Source organism: Streptomyces sp. NPDC101151, from assembly GCF_044768335.1.
GTDB lineage: Bacteria > Actinomycetota > Actinomycetes > Streptomycetales > Streptomycetaceae > Streptomyces.
This window is the reverse complement of record NZ_JBIWPP010000017.1, coordinates 94,128-109,597: the sequence shown is the minus strand read 5'-3', so window position 1 is coordinate 109,597 and position 15,470 is coordinate 94,128. Positions and strand designations below refer to the sequence as shown.

Annotated in this window: 14 protein-coding genes and 1 pseudogene; 6 read left to right on the top strand and 9 right to left on the bottom strand. The window is 72.9% G+C overall.

Annotation, left to right across the window (positions count from 1 at the left end; translation table 11 throughout):
* Nucleotides 1–23 precede the first annotated feature (23 nt).
* Nucleotides 24–1,253 carry a cytochrome P450 gene (locus ACIRU3_RS27905; RefSeq protein WP_404061535.1) on the top strand — a complete coding sequence of 410 codons (1,230 nt, stop codon included), beginning with the start codon at nt 24–26 and terminating at the stop codon, nt 1,251–1,253.
* A 21-nt stretch (nt 1,254–1,274) separates the two neighbouring features.
* Here ACIRU3_RS27905 and ACIRU3_RS27900 read toward each other — a convergent pair whose 3' ends face one another.
* Both ACIRU3_RS27900 and ACIRU3_RS27895 read right to left on the bottom strand, forming a co-directional pair.
* Nucleotides 1,275–1,790: an immunity 21 family protein gene (locus ACIRU3_RS27900; RefSeq protein WP_404061532.1), complete on the bottom strand. Its 516-nt coding sequence runs from the start codon at nt 1,788–1,790 to the stop codon at nt 1,275–1,277.
* A gap of 46 nt (nt 1,791–1,836) precedes the next feature.
* Nucleotides 1,837–2,310, bottom strand: coding sequence for a rhodanese-like domain-containing protein (locus ACIRU3_RS27895; protein WP_404061529.1), 474 nt, complete (start codon nt 2,308–2,310; stop codon nt 1,837–1,839).
* 94 nt (nt 2,311–2,404) lie between these two features.
* Between ACIRU3_RS27895 and ACIRU3_RS27890 the strand changes: the two genes are divergently transcribed.
* Entirely contained in the window at nt 2,405–2,851 is a 447-nt protein-coding gene (locus ACIRU3_RS27890; protein ID WP_404061526.1) for an Lrp/AsnC family transcriptional regulator, read from the top strand.
* 3 nt (nt 2,852–2,854) lie between these two features.
* On the opposite strand, the gene ACIRU3_RS27885 is transcribed toward ACIRU3_RS27890, so the two are convergent.
* From ACIRU3_RS27885 to ACIRU3_RS27865, 5 genes and pseudogenes are all read right to left on the bottom strand, one after another.
* Entirely contained in the window at nt 2,855–5,845 is a 2,991-nt protein-coding gene (locus tag ACIRU3_RS27885) for an AAA family ATPase (protein ID WP_404061523.1), read from the bottom strand.
* The gene (locus ACIRU3_RS27880; RefSeq protein WP_404061520.1) at nt 5,842–7,005 is read right to left on the bottom strand and encodes an exonuclease SbcCD subunit D; all 1,164 of its coding nucleotides are present in this window, start codon (nt 7,003–7,005) and stop codon (nt 5,842–5,844) included. Before ACIRU3_RS27880 ends, ACIRU3_RS27885 begins: the two co-directional genes overlap by 4 nt.
* Before the next feature lie 347 nt (nt 7,006–7,352).
* Nucleotides 7,353–7,979: a YigZ family protein gene (locus tag ACIRU3_RS27875; protein ID WP_404061518.1), complete on the bottom strand. Its 627-nt coding sequence runs from the start codon at nt 7,977–7,979 to the stop codon at nt 7,353–7,355.
* A gap of 64 nt (nt 7,980–8,043) precedes the next feature.
* The gene (locus ACIRU3_RS27870; protein ID WP_404061516.1) at nt 8,044–8,592 is read right to left on the bottom strand and encodes a SixA phosphatase family protein; all 549 of its coding nucleotides are present in this window, start codon (nt 8,590–8,592) and stop codon (nt 8,044–8,046) included.
* A gap of 677 nt (nt 8,593–9,269) precedes the next feature.
* Nucleotides 9,270–9,629, bottom strand: a pseudogene (locus tag ACIRU3_RS27865) (hypothetical protein); the annotation flags it as partial.
* Nucleotides 9,630–9,772: 143 nt separating this feature from the next.
* Between ACIRU3_RS27865 and ACIRU3_RS27860 the strand changes: the two are divergent.
* The 3 genes from ACIRU3_RS27860 (at nt 9,773) to ACIRU3_RS27850 (ending at nt 13,319) form a co-directional block, all read left to right on the top strand.
* Nucleotides 9,773–10,180: a CoA-binding protein gene (locus tag ACIRU3_RS27860; protein ID WP_404061513.1), complete on the top strand. Its 408-nt coding sequence runs from the start codon at nt 9,773–9,775 to the stop codon at nt 10,178–10,180.
* Between the two features lie 202 nt (nt 10,181–10,382).
* Nucleotides 10,383–12,020 carry an APC family permease gene (locus ACIRU3_RS27855; protein ID WP_404061511.1) on the top strand — a complete coding sequence of 546 codons (1,638 nt, stop codon included), beginning with the start codon at nt 10,383–10,385 and terminating at the stop codon, nt 12,018–12,020.
* Nucleotides 12,021–12,095: 75 nt separating this feature from the next.
* Nucleotides 12,096–13,319 carry a 4-hydroxybenzoate 3-monooxygenase gene (locus ACIRU3_RS27850; RefSeq protein WP_404061509.1) on the top strand — a complete coding sequence of 408 codons (1,224 nt, stop codon included), beginning with the start codon at nt 12,096–12,098 and terminating at the stop codon, nt 13,317–13,319.
* A 90-nt stretch (nt 13,320–13,409) separates the two neighbouring features.
* On the opposite strand, the gene ACIRU3_RS27845 is transcribed toward ACIRU3_RS27850, so the two are convergent.
* Nucleotides 13,410–13,775 (bottom strand): ArsR/SmtB family transcription factor, encoded by a 366-nt coding sequence (locus tag ACIRU3_RS27845; protein ID WP_404061506.1) that lies wholly within the window; start codon nt 13,773–13,775, stop codon nt 13,410–13,412.
* Between the two features lie 61 nt (nt 13,776–13,836).
* On the opposite strand from ACIRU3_RS27845, the gene ACIRU3_RS27840 reads away from it, so the two are divergent.
* Nucleotides 13,837–14,892 carry a cation diffusion facilitator family transporter gene (locus ACIRU3_RS27840; protein ID WP_404061504.1) on the top strand — a complete coding sequence of 352 codons (1,056 nt, stop codon included), beginning with the start codon at nt 13,837–13,839 and terminating at the stop codon, nt 14,890–14,892.
* A 2-nt stretch (nt 14,893–14,894) separates the two neighbouring features.
* On the opposite strand, the gene ACIRU3_RS27835 is transcribed toward ACIRU3_RS27840, so the two are convergent.
* A complete protein-coding gene (locus tag ACIRU3_RS27835) occupies nt 14,895–15,452 on the bottom strand; it encodes a YbaK/EbsC family protein (RefSeq protein WP_404061501.1) in 558 nt (185 codons plus the stop codon).
* Nucleotides 15,453–15,470 lie beyond the last annotated feature (18 nt).

Sequence of the window (15,470 nt, the reverse complement as noted above, 5' to 3'; positions counted from 1 at the left end):
CCCCGACGTTCCAAGGACCTGCCATGACGCAAGCCTCGCTTTTGCGCCAGATCACCGACTTCGCCAATCGCGCCAACCCGTATCCGCTGTACGAGGAGCTCCGCAAGACCCCGGTACTGCACGAGGAGGAGGACGGCCCGTACGTCATCAGCTCGTACTGGGACATCGAGAGCCTGCTCCACGACCCGCGGATCAGCTCCGACTTCACCAACCTCACGGTCGTGGGCGACGACGAGCTGTCCGGGCCGGAGGCGACGGGGCTGCCGCCGAGCTTCATCCGGCTCGACCCGCCGGAGCACGACCGGTTGCGGCGGATCGCCAACAGCTCCTTCGGCCCCCCGCACCAGCCCACCCGTATCGACTCCATGCGCGGCGAACTCGTCCGGATCGTCACCGACTTGATCGACGGGTTCGGGGACGCGCGGCAGATCGACGTGGTCGACCAGTTCGCATACCCCTTCCCGGTGACCGTGATCTGCCGGCTGCTCGGCGTGCCGCGCGAGGACGAGCCCCGCTTCCGAGCCTGGGTCGATCCGATCGTCGCCGGCCTGGACCCGGACACCCGTACGAGTGCCGACGCCGAGCGGACCGCGCAGGAGGCACGGCTGCAGCTCGGCATGTACCTGAACGGGCTGGTGGAGCAGCGCGCCAAGGAACCGCGCGCCGACATGCTGTCCGACCTGGTGAACAGTCACGGTCCGGACGGCGGCATGACCACGATGGAAGTGCTCAGCACCGCGGTGCTGCTGCTCATCGCCGGTCACGAGACGACCGTCAACCTGATCACCAACGGCATGCTCACCCTGCTGCGCCACCCGGAGTACCTCCAGCGGCTGCGCGACGACCCCGGCCTGTCCGTGAAGATCGTCGAGGAACTGCTGCGCTACGAGCCGCCGGTGCAGCTCGTTCCCCAGCGCACCTGCATCGCCGACATCGAGGTGCGCGGGGTGACCATCCCGAAGGGCTCCCGCATCTGGCTCGTGCTCGCCGCGGGCAACCGGGATCCGGAGCGGTTCCAGGACCCCGAGCGCTTCGACCCGGACCGGGGGGACATCCAGCACCTCGGCTTCGGCAGCGGCATCCACAGCTGCTTCGGCGCTCCGCTGGCCCGGCTGGAGGCGCAGATCGCGTTGACCGAACTGACCCGGCGGCTGGAGAATCCCCGCCTCGTCGACGATCCGCCGCCCTACCGCCCGAACGCCGTGCTCCGCGGCCCGCTCCATCTGAACATCGCCTTCGACGACCTGCGGTGACCTCCCCCGTCCGCGACCGGGTCAGTCCGCGAGCCGTCTGAGCTGGACCAGGCCGACCCAGGTCTCCGGCCCCGGCTGGGCGTAGGCGGCGCGCACCGCGTACGGGCCCGGTGCCAGCGGGACGCGCAGATGCTCCTCGCCCTCCGCCGCGCCGCCGGGCCAGGCCGAGTCGAACAGCACCACCGGGCCGGGCACGTTCCAGCGGATCTCGTGGTCCCACACGGCCGCGTCGAGCGCGGCGGGGATCCCGGCCAGCAGCTCGCTCTCGGAGTTCGCGGCGGACCAGCGCACAAAGGTGCCGTGGTCGGGCAGGTAGGAGGTGGAGGCGGGCTCGTCGCCGAACACGAGGGCCGCGCTGTCGCCGACCGGGAGCAGGCCGACGTAGCCGTCGACCTCGCAGGCGCGGTCGTAGTCCGTGGCGAGTTCCTCGCTGTCGGCACCCGCCCAGAACGGCAGCACCGTCTCCGGTACGGCAATCAGCGGGCCGCCGCCCGACTCCACCCACTCCAACGCGCCTGGATCCGCATATCGAGCCATGGGCAGAACCTACACGCACGGCAGCGGGCCTACGGGCGTGCCGGCGTCAGCAGCCGCACTCGCCCCCGACCGGCGCCGTCAGCGGATCGGCGTCGCGCCGCGCCGGGCCCTCCCAGGTGTCGTAGGCGAAGCCTTCCCGGGCCCAGTACTCGAAGCCGCCGAGCATCTCCTTGACCTGGTAGCCGAGTTCGGCCAGGGCGAGGGCGGCACGGGTGGCGCCGTTGCAGCCGGGACCCCAGCAGTACGTCACCACCGGGACGGACTTGTCGAGGAGCTGCTCGGCCTGCTCGGGGATCAGAGCGGTGGGCAGGTGGACGGCGCCGGGGACGTGCCCCTGGTCCCAGGACTCGGTGGAGCGGGAGTCGACCACGACGAAGCCGGGGTCACCGCCGGCCGTGACCGCGGTGGCCACGTCGGAGACGTCGGCGTGGAAGGCGAGGCTCGCCCGGAAGTAGGCGGCGGCCTCGGCCGGGGCGGCGGGGGCGACCCGCAGGACGGGGTTCGCGGTGTTGGTGATCATGACAGAAAATGTACGGCCGCCGGCCGGCGCCCTGAAGTGACGATCCCCGGGGTTCCTCTTGATGGGCCGGGGATTTCCCTGCTATCCCTCGGACATGACCGTGTATTCCCCGGACGCCACCGACTGGCGCATCCTCGAGGTCCTGCAGCGCGAGGGCCGGGCCAGCTACGCCGAGCTGGCCCGCGCCGTCTCCATGTCGCCGAGCGCGGTCACCGAACGGGTGCGGCGCCTGGAGGAGGCCGGCGTCATCCAGGGGTACGCGGCGGTCGTCGACCCCGAGCGCCTCGGCCTGCCGATCCTCGCGTTCGTCCGCCTGCGCTACCCGAACGGCAACTACAAGCCCTTCCACGACCTGGTGGCCACGACCCCCGAGATCCTCGAAGCCCACCACGTGACCGGCGACGACTGCTTTGTCATCAAGGTCGCCGCACGCTCGATGGCACATCTGGAGGAGATCTCCGGCAGGATCGGCGCACTCGGTTCGGTGACCACGAGCGTGGTCTACTCCTCCCCCCTGCCCCGACGCCCGCTCGGCCGCTGACCCTCAGCCGCCCCGCTGCCGCAGCGAAGACCCCGACCGCCCCTTCACGACCTCCAGCTGCGCATGGATCCGCCGCCGCAGGTCTGCGACATGGCTGACGATGCCGACGCTGCGGTCGCGTTCGCGCAGGGAGTCGAGGACGTCCAGGACCTCGTCGAGGGTCTGGTCGTCGAGGCTGCCGAAGCCCTCGTCGATGAAGAGGGTGTCCAGCCGGATGCCTCCGGCCTCGTCCGTGACGACATCCGCGAGGCCCAGGGCGAGGGCGAGGGAGGCGAAGAAGGTCTCGCCGCCGGACAGGGTGGCCGTGTCCCGTTCGCGGCCGGTCCAGGCGTCCACGACGTGCAGGCCGAGCCCGCTGCGGCCGCGTCCGGTGCGGTCGTCCGAGTGGACCAGGGTGTAGCGGCCCGACGACATGCGCTGCAGCCGGACGGTCGCGGCGGCCGCGACCTGCTCCAGGCGGGCCGCCAGGACGTACGACTCCAGGCGCATCCTGCGTTCGTTGTCGGCGGAGGTGCCCGCCGTGAGGGCGGCCAGCCGGGCCACCCGGTCGTACTCCTCGCGCAGCGGTCCGAGCCGTCGCACGCCCTCGGCGGCGCGGGCGGAGAGGCGGTCCAGCTCGGTGCGGCAGCGGGCCGCCGCGTCGCGTGCGGAGGCGGCCTCGCGAAGGCGCCGTTCCGCCTCGGCCGCCGCCCGCTCCGCCGCGGCCTGGTCGGCGGGCGGGCGCTGGGCGGCGGCAGCTGTGTCGGCCTCGGCCAGTACGGCGCGTACGGCCGACTCCTCCGACTGCCAGGCGTCCAGGCGGTGTTGGAGGTCGTAGTGGGCGGCGTCGTCCAGGAGTGCGGCGGCCGCGGCCTGCGGGGTGTCGAAGCCGGCGCGATAGGCGGCGTCGGCGAGGCGGGCGTCGGCGTCCTTGAGTCGCTGGGCGGCGTCCTCGGCGGTGCGCACGGCGTCGGCGGCGTCGGTGAGCAGGGCCGCCCGCCGCTCCAGCTGTGCGGCGCGCGCGGCGACGCTGGACGCGGACCCGCGCGCCTGCGTCAACTCCCCTTCCAGGGCGGCCTGTTCGCGCTCCAGGGTCTCTCGGCGGGTGAGCCGGGAGGCGGTCCGCACGGCGGCCTGCTGGCGGTCGGCCTGGCGTCGTTCGCGCTCGTGCTCGGCCCGCCGCAGCTCCTCGTGTGCGGTGTGCAGGGCGGAGGCGTCGCGGCGGGCGCGCGCGTACTCCCGTTCCAGCTCGTCGGACTCGGCGGCGAGCCGGTCGGTGGGTGTGTCGCCGGCCTCGGCGGTGGCGGCGGCCAGCGCCTCGCGTACGACGCCGAGGCGCCGCTCGTCCTCGGTGTGCTGTTCGTCGGCCCTCTGGTGGGCGGCGAGGGCATGTTCCTCGGCCTCGCGGTCGACGTGTCCCGCGGCCTTGCGGGCCGGAGCGGGGTGCTCGGTGGCTCCGCAGACGGCGCAGGGTTCGCCGTCGGTGAGGTGCGCGGCCAGCTCCGCGGCGATGCCGCTCAGGCGCTGTTCCTTGAGGTCCAGCCAGTGGGCGCGGGCCTCCACGGCGTCTTGTCCGGAAGCCAGGGCCCGGCGCTGCGCCTCATGCAGGTCCGCCGCCAGCTCGTCCCGGGTCCGTGCCGCGTCGAGGCGCCGCCGTGCGGGTTCGCGCTGGACGGCGAGCTGTTCGGCACGGGTGGCCGCCTCCTGGGCGGACTCGATGCGGGACTGCAGGTCCGCGCGCGTGGTGTCCCAGTCGGCGAGCCAGGCGTCGGCCTCGCGCAGGACGTCCTCGTCGGCACGCTCCTGCCGGTCCAACCCGGTCCGTTCCTCGACCAGTTCGGCGAGCCGTTGTTCCGCGCGCCGCGCCGACTCCAGCCCGCCCAGTTCCTCGGCGGCTCGGCGTGCGGCGGCCGCGAGGCCCGTCGGGCCGGCGTCGGCGTAGGAGTCGGGGAGCGCTCCGCGTGCGCGTGCCTCGGCCGCCGCGGCCCGGCGGTGCTCGGCCTCAGCGGCCTCCCGCAGTTCCAGCGCGGGTGCCACCGCCTCCGCCTTGCGGGCGCGCGCCATGCGCTCCTGCGCCTCGCGGTGGGCGCCGGCCCGTTCCTGAAGGCGTTCGGCCCGCTGCCGGGCCTCCCCGAACCGGCCCTGCAGCCGGGCGAGTTCGCGTACCTCGTCCAGGGTGTGCTGCGCCGCCGCGCGGCCGGACTCGGCGGCGGTGAGCCGGCAGTGGGCGACGGTGAGGCGCTCCCGCGCGGTGCTGCGGGCCACGGCGGCCGCGCCGAGGACGGCCTCGGCCAGGCCCGGATCACCCGGGCTCAGCTCGGGCAGCTCCATGGCCTCGCCCGCCTCCTGCTGCATGCGGTGCGCTTCGGCGAGGAGCGCGGCGTCGCCCTCCCGTACCCGGGCCTCGGTCGCGCGCCGGCGCTCCGCGAGGCGCTTCTCGACGTCGGCGAAGCGCTGGGTGTCGAAGAGGCGGCCCAGGAGACGGCCGCGGGCCTCGGCGTCGGCGCGCAGGAAGCGGGCGAAGTCGCCCTGGGGCAGCAGGACGACCTGGCAGAACTGTTCGCGGCTCATGCCGAGCAGTTGGGTGATCTCCTCGCCGATCTCCTGGTGGGAGCGGCTGAGGTCCTTCCAGGCGCGGGTCGCGGTGTCGTACTCGCGCAGCCAGGTCTGGGCCTTGTCGATCGTCAGGCCCTTTCCGCGCAGCTTGGGCCGTTCCCACGGCGGCTGCCGGGTGATCTCCAACCTGCGTCCCGCGACGGTCAGTTCGAGGCGGACCTCGGTGCGGGTGCCCGGCTCGGCGTGGTCGCTGCGCAGATTCATGCCCTGGCCGCTCTGCCGGGCGCCGGGCACGGAGCCGTAGAGCGCGTAGCAGACGGCGTCCAGGACGGAGGTCTTGCCCGCGCCGGTGGGACCGTGCAGCAGGAAGAGTCCGGCGGCGGACAGGGCGTCGAAGTCGACGCCCCGGGCGCCGCCGAAGGGGCCGAAGGCGGTGATGTCGAGCCGGTGCAGCCTCACCGCGCCACCTCCCGCAGCGCGTCGTCGGCCCGCGCCGCGTCGAAGGCCTCGCGCAGCACGGCCGTCTCCTGCTCGTCGGGGCCGGCGCCGCGCACATGGGTCACGAAGTCCTGGGCGATCTGCTGGTCGCTCCGGCCGGCCAGCCGCCGGGCGTAGGACACCTCGGGGTCGTCCGGGGCCCGTTCCGGGTCGAAGACCAGGCTGAGGGTGTGCGGGAAGCGCTCGGTGAGCCGGGCCATGGGGTCGGCCGGACGGACCTGGTCGGTGAGGGTGGCCTCGATCCAGGCGCCCTCGTGGCGGGCCAGCCCGGGGTCGGCCAGGAGGTCGTCGAGGGTGCCCCGGATGCGGGCCAGCGGGCGCGGCACCGGGCAGTCGACGCGCTCGGCGGTGACCGAGCCGTCGGCGTCCAGGTCGACGAGCCACATGCTCTTTCGGTGCTCGGCCTCGGAGAAGGAGTAGGCGAGCGGGGAGCCGGAGTAGCGCACGCGCCCGGTGAGGGTCTGGCAGCCGTGCAGATGCCCGAGCGCCACGTAGTCGACGCCGTCGAAGACCCCGGCCGGTACGGCGGCGACCCCGCCGACGGTGATGTCCCGTTCGCTGTCGCTGGCCTGGCCGCCGGTGACGAAGGCGTGGGCGAGGACGACGGAACGGGTGCCCGCTGCCCGCGTGGCGAGGTCGGCGCGGACGCGGTCCATGGCGGCCGCGAGCACACTCTCGTGACCGGCCTTCTCCACCGCGAACTCGCCCTTCACCAGGGCTGGTTCGAGGTACGGCAGTCCGTAGAAGGCCACGTCGCCGTGGGCGTCCGTGAGCACGACCGGGGTGCCGGCGGCGGACGGCTCGGTGCGCAGATGGATGCCGGCGCGGTCGATGAGTCCGGCGCCGACGCCGAGGCGGCGGGCCGAGTCGTGGTTGCCGGAGATCATCACGGTGGGCACGCCGAGGTCCGCGAGCCGGTGCAGGGCGTCGTCGAACAGTTCCACCGCGGCGAGCGGGGGCACCGCCCGGTCGTAGACGTCCCCGGACACGACAACGGCGTCCACTGCGTATCGGCGTACGGTGGTGACGAGGTGACCGATGAACTCGGCCTGGGCCCCGAGCATGTTCACCCGGTGGAAGGCCCGGCCGAGATGCCAGTCGGACGTGTGCAGCACTCTCAAGAAACCGCTCCGGCCAGCACGTGCACCCCATCCACACCTCAAGGACCAGCACGAACCCGGACAGGCTCGCGCACAGCACCCACCACGCTAGTGCCTCTGCGCACCTGATCCACCGGAGACCCCGATCCGCGCCACATATCGGCGCCCGGAGTGCTGAGAGATGTCTCTTATCCACCTGAATGCGATGTGCTGTACGGAACAGGGCCCCGAGCGGGGCCGGGCCCGGCATGCGTTGAGTGGCGTACGTGGGTGACCTGCAACGTCCGTCCACCGCGCACGTACGTCACCGCGTCCGCAAGGGTCCGTACACCCCGGACCTGCGTCACAGCGTCCGCAGAGGCCGGACCTCACGCATCCCCGTAGGCCTCGCCGCCCAGTGCGAACCCTGCCGTGCCGGCCGTCGCGTCGGCCAGCCAGGAACGGAAGGCGTCCACGTCGGCGTCCGGCAGTCCGATCTCGATGGTGACGGCCTCGCCGTAGTGGACGTCCCGGACCTCGCGGCCGGTGGACCGCAGATCGTTCTGGACCTTGCCCGCGCGCTGGTGGTCGACGGTCACCGTGGCCAGCCGGAAGCGGCGCCGGGTGAGCGTGCCGAGCGCGTCCAGCGCCTCGCCGACCGCACCGCCGTAGGCCCGGATGAGTCCGCCGGCGCCGAGCTTGACGCCGCCGTAGTAGCGCGTGACGACGGCGACGACGTACCTCATGTCGCGGCGCAGCAACATCTGGAGCATCGGGACGCCGGCCGTGCCGCCCGGTTCGCCGTCGTCGCTGGCCTTCTGCACGGAGGCGTCGGCACCGATGACGTACGCCCAGCAGTTGTGCGTGGCGTCGGCGTGCTCCTTGCGGACGGCCGCGATGAACTGCTGGGCCTCCTGCTCGGTGGCCGCCGGGGCGAGGGCGCACAGAAAGCGGGAGCGGTTGATCTCGATCTCGTGCACGCCCGCGCGGGCGACTGTGCGGTACTCGTCCTGCATCCCGTCAGCCTATGCGGACCGGCGCGGTCGCCCGTGCCGAGGCCGGGATCATGGTCGAGCGGGGCTACGCCTTCTCCTTCTTTCCACGGGGCACGGTGAACGAGGTCAGCAGGGCCGTGCCCGGGGCGAGGGCCGGCCAGCCGGTGCCGCGCCAGGCCAGCACGGCGATCGCGGAGGTCGGGAACTTCACACGCACCCGGTCGAGTGTGTCGTCGAGCCCGTCATCGGCCAGCTCCAGGACCAGCTCCTCCAACCCCGGATTGTGCCCGACCAGCAGCAGCGTCTCCACCTCGCGCGGCGCCTCACGCACGACCTCCAGCAGGTCCGAAACGTCCGCCGCGTACAGCCTGCGGTCATAGCGCACCGGGGGCGGGGTGCCCCACTGCGCGGAGGCCAGCTCCCAGGTGCGCCGGGCGCGTGCGGCGGTCGAGCACAGGGCGAGGTCCGGCAGGCAGTCGGCCTCGGCGAGCGCGTTTCCGGCGGCGGGGGCGTCCCGCAGGCCACGCCGCGCGAGGGGACGGCGGTGGTCCTCGACCCCCGCGGGCCAGGCGGACTTGGCGTGCCGAAGCACGACCAGGCGGCGCAGCGGGCCCGCGCCCGCCCGCTCGATCACGCGACGTTCCCGAGGTCACGGGCCAGATCGAGGGCGAGCAGTCGGTCCGCGTACACATACGTCTCGAACCGGGCCCCGTCGGGCAGCCCCGGCGCGCTCTCCACGTCTTTCAGCACACCCAGTACCCCGGGCAGGTCGAGATCGTCCTCCCACGCGGCCCGCAACCGCGCCCGCATCTCCTCGGGCACCGGCCGCGAGGGCCGCCGCGCCCACCCGGCGACGGCACGCCGCCAGTACGCGAGATTCTGCGCGGCCTCGTCGAGCCGGCCGGTGTCCAGCAGTGCCGCCGTGTCCCGTGGGACGGAGAGCAGAGCGAGGCGCAGGGCGGTGGGGTCGGACAGGAGCACGGAAAGACCGAGAGGCGGAGGGCCGCCCGGCGAGCGGGGTACGGGTGCCTCTCCGGGGGCGGCGGCGCCCGCGGGCCGGACCTCGGGCGCCGAGGTGTCGCGCGGCGCGGGGCCGGGGGCCGGGGCGGCGGCTGCGACGGGGGCAGGGTGGGGTGGCGCGCCTGCTGCCCTGCGCGAACCGCCGGATGCTCCCGCGTCCGGGCCCGCGCCCTCGGGGCGCGGCGGCTCCGCGCCCGGTCCCGGACCCGACTCGCCGGACAGCGCCACGACCGGTCCCGCGGCCGAAGGGCCGAGCCGCTCTCCGCCGCCCTGCCCCGCCACCCTCCATGCCACCGGCGCCACGGTCACCACCGGGCCCTCACCGAGCGTGACCGGGGTGTCCTCCCCCACCACATGGATCGCCTGCGCCTCCCCCAGTCCCGACGCGAGGTCCCGCCCGTCCTCGAAAGGGCGGATGGACAGGGTGGTCGCGGCCGTGCGGAGTTCGGCGTGCTGGTGGGGTGCGGTGAGGATGGTCCAGACGGGCGTGCCGCCCAGTTCCAGTGCGCGGACCAGGACGTCGGCCGTGAGCAGCACACGCAGGGCCGGCAGGTCGAGGCCGGAGGCATGGGCCTCGATGCGGGTCAGACCGCGCCGGGCGGGCGCGGCGGCGACGGGCTCACCGGTTCGGGCGTCCAGGATGCGCAGCACGGCCCGAGCGTAGGCGGGCCGGCGGCCGTATGCAGGTACCTTGCGCCGATTCAGGTCACCGTGGCGGGGTAGCGGGGGGAATCAGCACCCGGTGGGCGCTGTTGCCCCGACGACAGTTCCCCGCGCAGCCCGAGGAGGCGGCCGTGTACGGCGACGAAGCGACGATCCGCAGGATTCTGACCGAGCTGGGTGACACCTGGGCGGTGGTCGGCCTGTCCACGAACCGGCACCGGGCCGCGTACGGCGTGGCGCAGGTGCTGCAGCGGTTCGGCAAGCGGATCGTGCCGGTGCACCCCAAGGCGGAGACGGTGCACGGCGAGCGGGGTTACCCCTCTCTCGCGGACATTCCCTTCGAGGTCGACGTCGTCGACGTCTTCGTCAACAGCGAGCTGGCCGGTGCGGTCGCCGAGCAAGCCGTGGTGAAGGGGGCCGGCGCGGTCTGGTTCCAGCTCGATGTCGTGGACGAGGCCGCCTACGAGCGGACCCGGGCCGCGGGGCTGGACATGGTGATGGACCGCTGCCCGGCGATCGAAATTCCTCTCCTCGCCTGACCTGTCTCACCTTCTTCTCACAATTCTCCGCTGAATATTGACATTCGACTCAGGCCCTGACCTGTACGAAGGCTGTGTCCAAGAGCGGCAAGATCCGAGGTCAAGACTTCACCAACACTCTTCTGTCAACGCAGAAAGCGTCCCTACTGTGTGGCGCTGTTGTTCGTTAATTCTGCGTTTACGATCTGAGAGGCCACTTGACATGGTGAAAGTCGACCATGCCGCGCCGATAACCACGAAAGACCAGGGAGGCCTGCGCAGGGACGTCGGCCTGATCGGTCTGATGTGGGCCTCCGTGGGCTCCATCATCGGCTCCGGCTGGCTGTTCGGCGCCGAGAAGGCGGTCGTGGTGGCCGGCCCCGCGGCGATCATCTCGTGGGTGATCGGCGCGGTGGCCATCGTGCTGCTGGCGCTCGTGCACGCCGAACTCGGCGGTATGTTCCCGGTGGCCGGTGGCACGGCCCGCTACCCGCACTACGCCTTCGGCGGCCTGGCCGGCATGTCGTTCGGCTGGTTCTCCTGGCTCCAGGCGGCCACCGTGGCACCGATCGAGGTCGAGGCCATGATCGGCTACGCCAAGCACTGGCAGTGGGCCGACGGGCTGCAGCGCACCGACGGCACGCTCACGCTCAGCGGCATCATCGTCGCGGTCGCCCTGATGGCGGTCTTCGTCGCGGTCAACTTCCTCGGCGTCCGCGTCCTGGCACACACCAACAGCGCCGCCACCTGGTGGAAGATCGCCGTCCCGCTCGCGGCGATCTTCGTCATCGCCATCGGCAACTTCCACCCGGGCAACTTCACCTCCGAGGGCTTCGCGCCGTTCGGTGCCAAGGGCATCCTCGGTGCGATCAGCTCCAGCGGCATCATCTTCGCGCTGCTCGGCTTCGAGCAGGCGATCCAGCTGGCCGGCGAGAGCCGCAACCCGAAGCGTGACCTGCCCCGCGCGACCCTCGGTTCGGTCGCGATCGGCTCGGTGATCTACATCCTGCTGCAGGTCGTGTTCATCGTCGCGCTGCCGCACGCCTCCTTCGCGCACGGCTGGGCGAAGCTCGACTTCGCCGGCATCAGCGGCCCCTGGGCGGGTCTGGCCACGCTGGTGGGCCTCGGCTGGCTGAGCTTCGTCCTGTACGCCGACGCGATCATCTCCCCCGGCGGCACCGGCCTGATCTACACCACCGCCACCTCCCGCATCTCCTACGGCCTGGCCAAGAACGGCTACGCGCCGAAGGTGTTCGCCAAGACGGACTCGCGTGGTGTGCCGTGGTTCGGCCTCGTCGTCTCGTTCGTGACCGGCATCATCTGCTTCCTGCCGTTCCCCAGCTGGCAGGAGCTGGTCAGCTTCATCACCTCGGCGAGCGTCCTGATGTACGCGGGCGCGCCGCTGGCTTACGGCGTCTTCGCCGACCGGCTGCCGCACCACGAGCGTCCGTACCGCCTGCCCTTCGGCAAGTTCGTCTCGCCGCTGTCCTTCGTGGTCGCCAACCTGATCATCTTCTGGTCCGGCTGGGACACCCTGTGGCGGCTCGGCGCTGCGATCCTGATCGGCTACGTGCTGCTCGGCTCCTATGCCTGGTACGCGATCCGCAAGGACCTGCCCGACGCGCCCCGGCTGGACTTCAAGGCCGCGCAGTGGCTGGCCCCCTACCTGGCCGGCCTCGGTGTGATCTCCTACCTGAGCACCTTCGGCGGCAACGGCACCATCCCGCTGTGGTGGGACATCCTGGTCGTGTCGGCGTTCTCCCTCGGCATCTACTACTGGGCCAAGGCCACCGCCTCGAAGACGGAGGCGATCGAGCGCAGCATCGACGAGGTCGTGGTCACCGACGCTCCGGCGCACTGACCCCGCACCCGTGACGGTGTCCCGTCGGCCGCGGCAACTCCGCCGTGGCTGACGGGACACCGTCATAATGCGGGTGTGATCTCCCCTTCCCCCCACCCCAACTCCGCGCCCGACGAACGCCGTACGGTCGTCGTCGTGGGCGCCGGGCCCGCCGGGCTCACCGTCGGCGCAGTCCTGCGGGCGGCTTCCGTCGACTGTGTGGTCCTGGAGACCGAGAGCAGGCAGTTCATCGAGACCCGGCCACGAGCCGGTGTCATCGAGGAATGGGCGGTCCGTGAACTCGGGCGGCGCGGCCTGGCGGCGAACCTGCTGGAGCGGGCCCAGGTGCACGACGCCTGCGAGTTCCGCTTCGGCGGCGAGCGCTACCGGTTCCCCTACGGTGACCTGACGGGCCATCACCACTACGTCTACCCACAGCCGTTGCTCGTGACGGACCTGGTGCGGGAGTACGCCGACGTGCGCGGCGGTGACATCCGCTTCGGCGTGCGCGATGTCCGGCTGCACGATCTGGACTCGGACCGGCCCGCGGTGTCGTACGAGTGTCCCGACACGGGTGAACGGCGGCTGCTGCGCTGCGACTTCGTCGCGGGCTGCGACGGGGCGCGCGGGGTGACGCGGGACGCGATCCCGCCGCAGCGGGCGCGGATCGCGCGGCAGGACGACGGCATCGGCTGGCTTGCCCTGCTCGCCGAGGCCCCGCCGTCCTCCGACTGTGTGCTGTTCGGAGTCCATCCACACGGTTTCGCCGGGCACATGGCCCGCAGCCCCGAGGTCACCCGCTACTACCTGCAGTGCCCGCCCGGCGACGACCCGGAGAACTGGCCGCACGAACGGGTCTGGGCCGAGTTGCGCACCCGCCTCGGCGTGGCCGGTGCACCGGGGCTGACGGAGGGCCGGCTGATCGAGAAGCGGGTGCTGGACATGCACCACTACGTGGTGGAACCCCTCGTCCACGGACGGCTGTTGCTGGCCGGCGACGCCGGTCACCTCACGGCGCCGATCGCCGCGAAGGGCATGAACCTCGCCCTGCACGACGCCTTCCTGCTCGGCGACGCGCTCGCCGCTGCCGTCACCCGGGGCGACGGCAGCGGCCTCGACGGCTACTCGGCGGCGGCCCTGCGCCGGGTGTGGGACTACCAGGAGTTCTCGCAGTGGCTGTCGGACATCTACCACGGAGTCGCCTCGGGCGATCCGTTCCGGGCGGGCACCACACTCGCCCGGCTGCGCCGCCTGTTCACCTCCCCCGCTGCCGCGGCGGCCTTCGCCGAGCAGTACCTGGGCGCCGCCGCCGTGTTCTGAGCCCGCCGAGGCCGGCCGGCCCAGTGGCCCCCACCCCCGTCAGGGCGGTGGCCGCCGCGCGGCCGAGCACGCAACTCCTGCTGGAGCGGCTCAGCGTTCTGTTGCGGTGATCCGTTCGGCGAGGCGGTGGTCGGCCACCTTCAGGGCCTCGTCGACCAGCCGGGGCAGATGGCCGTCGCGTAGGAGGTAGACCACGCGGCGGCCCTCCTTGCGGGTGCTCACCAGGCCCGCGAGGCGCAGCCGGGCCAGGTGCTGGCTGACGGCGGGGCGGGCGGCACCGCACGCCTGTGTGAGCGTGGTGACATCGGCCTCGCCGGCGCTCAGGACGTGCAGCAGGGTGAGGCGGGTGCGGTCGCCGAGCAGGGCGAGGAGCTGGGCCGCGACCGTGAACTGCTCGTCGCCCGGGGTGCGCGGCTGCGCATGATGCGCAGGTGATAGGTGCAAGCGTGCGCTCATACGCACATAATGTCTCCATGGGCGCCGTGCGTCCATTCCCGCCCACCGGAAGGAGATTCTCGTGAGCGACCGGCACACGCACCGCCATGGCCAGGAACCCCATGATCACGGCCATGCCCACCATCCCTCCCCCGGCCTGCGCCACCGTCTCACCCACCTCCTCACCCCGCACTCGCACGAGACCGCCGACAAGCTCGACCCGGCCCTGGAGTCCTCGGCGCGCGGCATGCGTGCGCTGTGGGTGTCGCTGACCGTGCTCGGGGCGACCGCGCTCGCGCAGGCCGTGGTGGTGGCTCTCTCCGGGTCCGTGGCGCTGCTCGGGGACACCGTGCACAACGCGGCGGACGCGCTGACGGCCGTACCGCTGGGCATCGCCTTCGTGCTCGGGCGGCGGGCGGCGACCCGGCGGTTCACCTACGGCTACGGGCGCGCCGAGGATCTTGCGGGGCTCGCGATCGTGCTGACCATCGCCGCCTCCGCCGCGTTCGCCGCCTGGGCCGCCGTCGGACGGCTCCTGGATCCGCGTCCGGTCGAGCATGTGCCGGCGGTCGCCGTGGCCGCGCTGGTCGGTTTCGTGGGCAACGAGTGGGTGGCCCGGTACCGGATGCGGGTGGGCCGGGAGATCGGCTCGGCCGCGCTGGTCGCCGACGGACTGCACGCCCGGACGGACGGATTCACCTCACTGGCCGTGCTGCTGGGGGCCGGCGGCGCGGCGCTCGGCTGGCAGCTCGCCGACCCGATCGTGGGGCTGGCGATCACCGCCGCGATCACGCTGGTGCTGCGGGACGCGGCGCGGGAGGTGTTCCGGCGGGTGCTGGACGCCGTCGACCCGGCGCTGGTGGACCGGGCCGAGCGCGCGGTGCGGGCGGTGCCGGGCGTGCGCGAGGTGGGCGAGCTGCGGCTGAGGTGGATCGGGCACCGGCTGCGGGCCGAGCTGGTGGTCGTGGTGGACGGCGAGGAGACGGTCCGCCAGGCACACGCGATCGCCGTCGAGGCCGAACACGCCCTGCTGCACGCCGTACCGAGGCTCACCGCCGCCCTGGTGCATGCCGACCCGGCACCGGTGCCGGGCGAGACGGACCCGCATCTGGCGCTGGCCCATCATCCGACGGCGTGATCTCAGGCGACCCCGAGACCTTCGAGCACCACCGCGCCGGGCAGCTCCGCGAGCGCCTTGCCCGGCACCAGCAGTTTGCCGCGCCGGCGCCCGCTGCCGACCAGGACGTAGGGCAGGTCGGCCAGGGCCGCGTCCACCAGCACCGGCCAGTCGGCGGGCAGTCCGACCGGCGTGATGCCGCCGTACTCCATGCCGGTTTCGCCGGTGGCCGTGTCCATCGCGGCGAACGAGGCCTTGCGGGCGCCGAGTTGGCGACGGACGACGCCGTTGACGTCGACCCGGGTGGTGGAGAGCACCAGGCATGCGGCGAGCGTGGTCTCGCCGCCCCGCTTGCCCGCGACCACCACGCAGTTCGCCGACTGCTCCAGCAGTTGGCGGCCGTAGTGCTCCACGAAGACGGCCGTGTCGGCCCAGCGCGGGTCGGTGTCGACGTAGACGATCCGGTCGGCGGGGACGCTGCCCCGCCAGTGGCGTACGGCGTCGGCGACCGGGGCGGTCAGTTCGTCCAGGCAGTCGGGGGCGGGGATCGCGGTGTCGAAGTCTCCGATGGGTGCGCGCATGGGGCGCACGCTAGCAAG

Coding starts and splice junctions, on each gene's coding strand:
- ACIRU3_RS27845 (WP_404061506.1), bottom strand. CDS start 13,775: ATGAGCGCACGCTTGCACCTATCACCTGCGCATCATGCGCAGCCGCGC.
- ACIRU3_RS27835 (WP_404061501.1), bottom strand. CDS start 15,452: ATGCGCGCACCCATCGGAGACTTCGACACCGCGATCCCCGCCCCCGAC.
- ACIRU3_RS27875 (WP_404061518.1), bottom strand. CDS start 7,979: ATGCAGGACGAGTACCGCACAGTCGCCCGCGCGGGCGTGCACGAGATC.
- ACIRU3_RS27855 (WP_404061511.1), top strand. CDS start 10,383: ATGGTGAAAGTCGACCATGCCGCGCCGATAACCACGAAAGACCAGGGA.
- ACIRU3_RS27905 (WP_404061535.1), top strand. CDS start 24: ATGACGCAAGCCTCGCTTTTGCGCCAGATCACCGACTTCGCCAATCGC.
- ACIRU3_RS27895 (WP_404061529.1), bottom strand. CDS start 2,310: ATGATCACCAACACCGCGAACCCCGTCCTGCGGGTCGCCCCCGCCGCC.
- ACIRU3_RS27900 (WP_404061532.1), bottom strand. CDS start 1,790: ATGGCTCGATATGCGGATCCAGGCGCGTTGGAGTGGGTGGAGTCGGGC.
- ACIRU3_RS27890 (WP_404061526.1), top strand. CDS start 2,405: ATGACCGTGTATTCCCCGGACGCCACCGACTGGCGCATCCTCGAGGTC.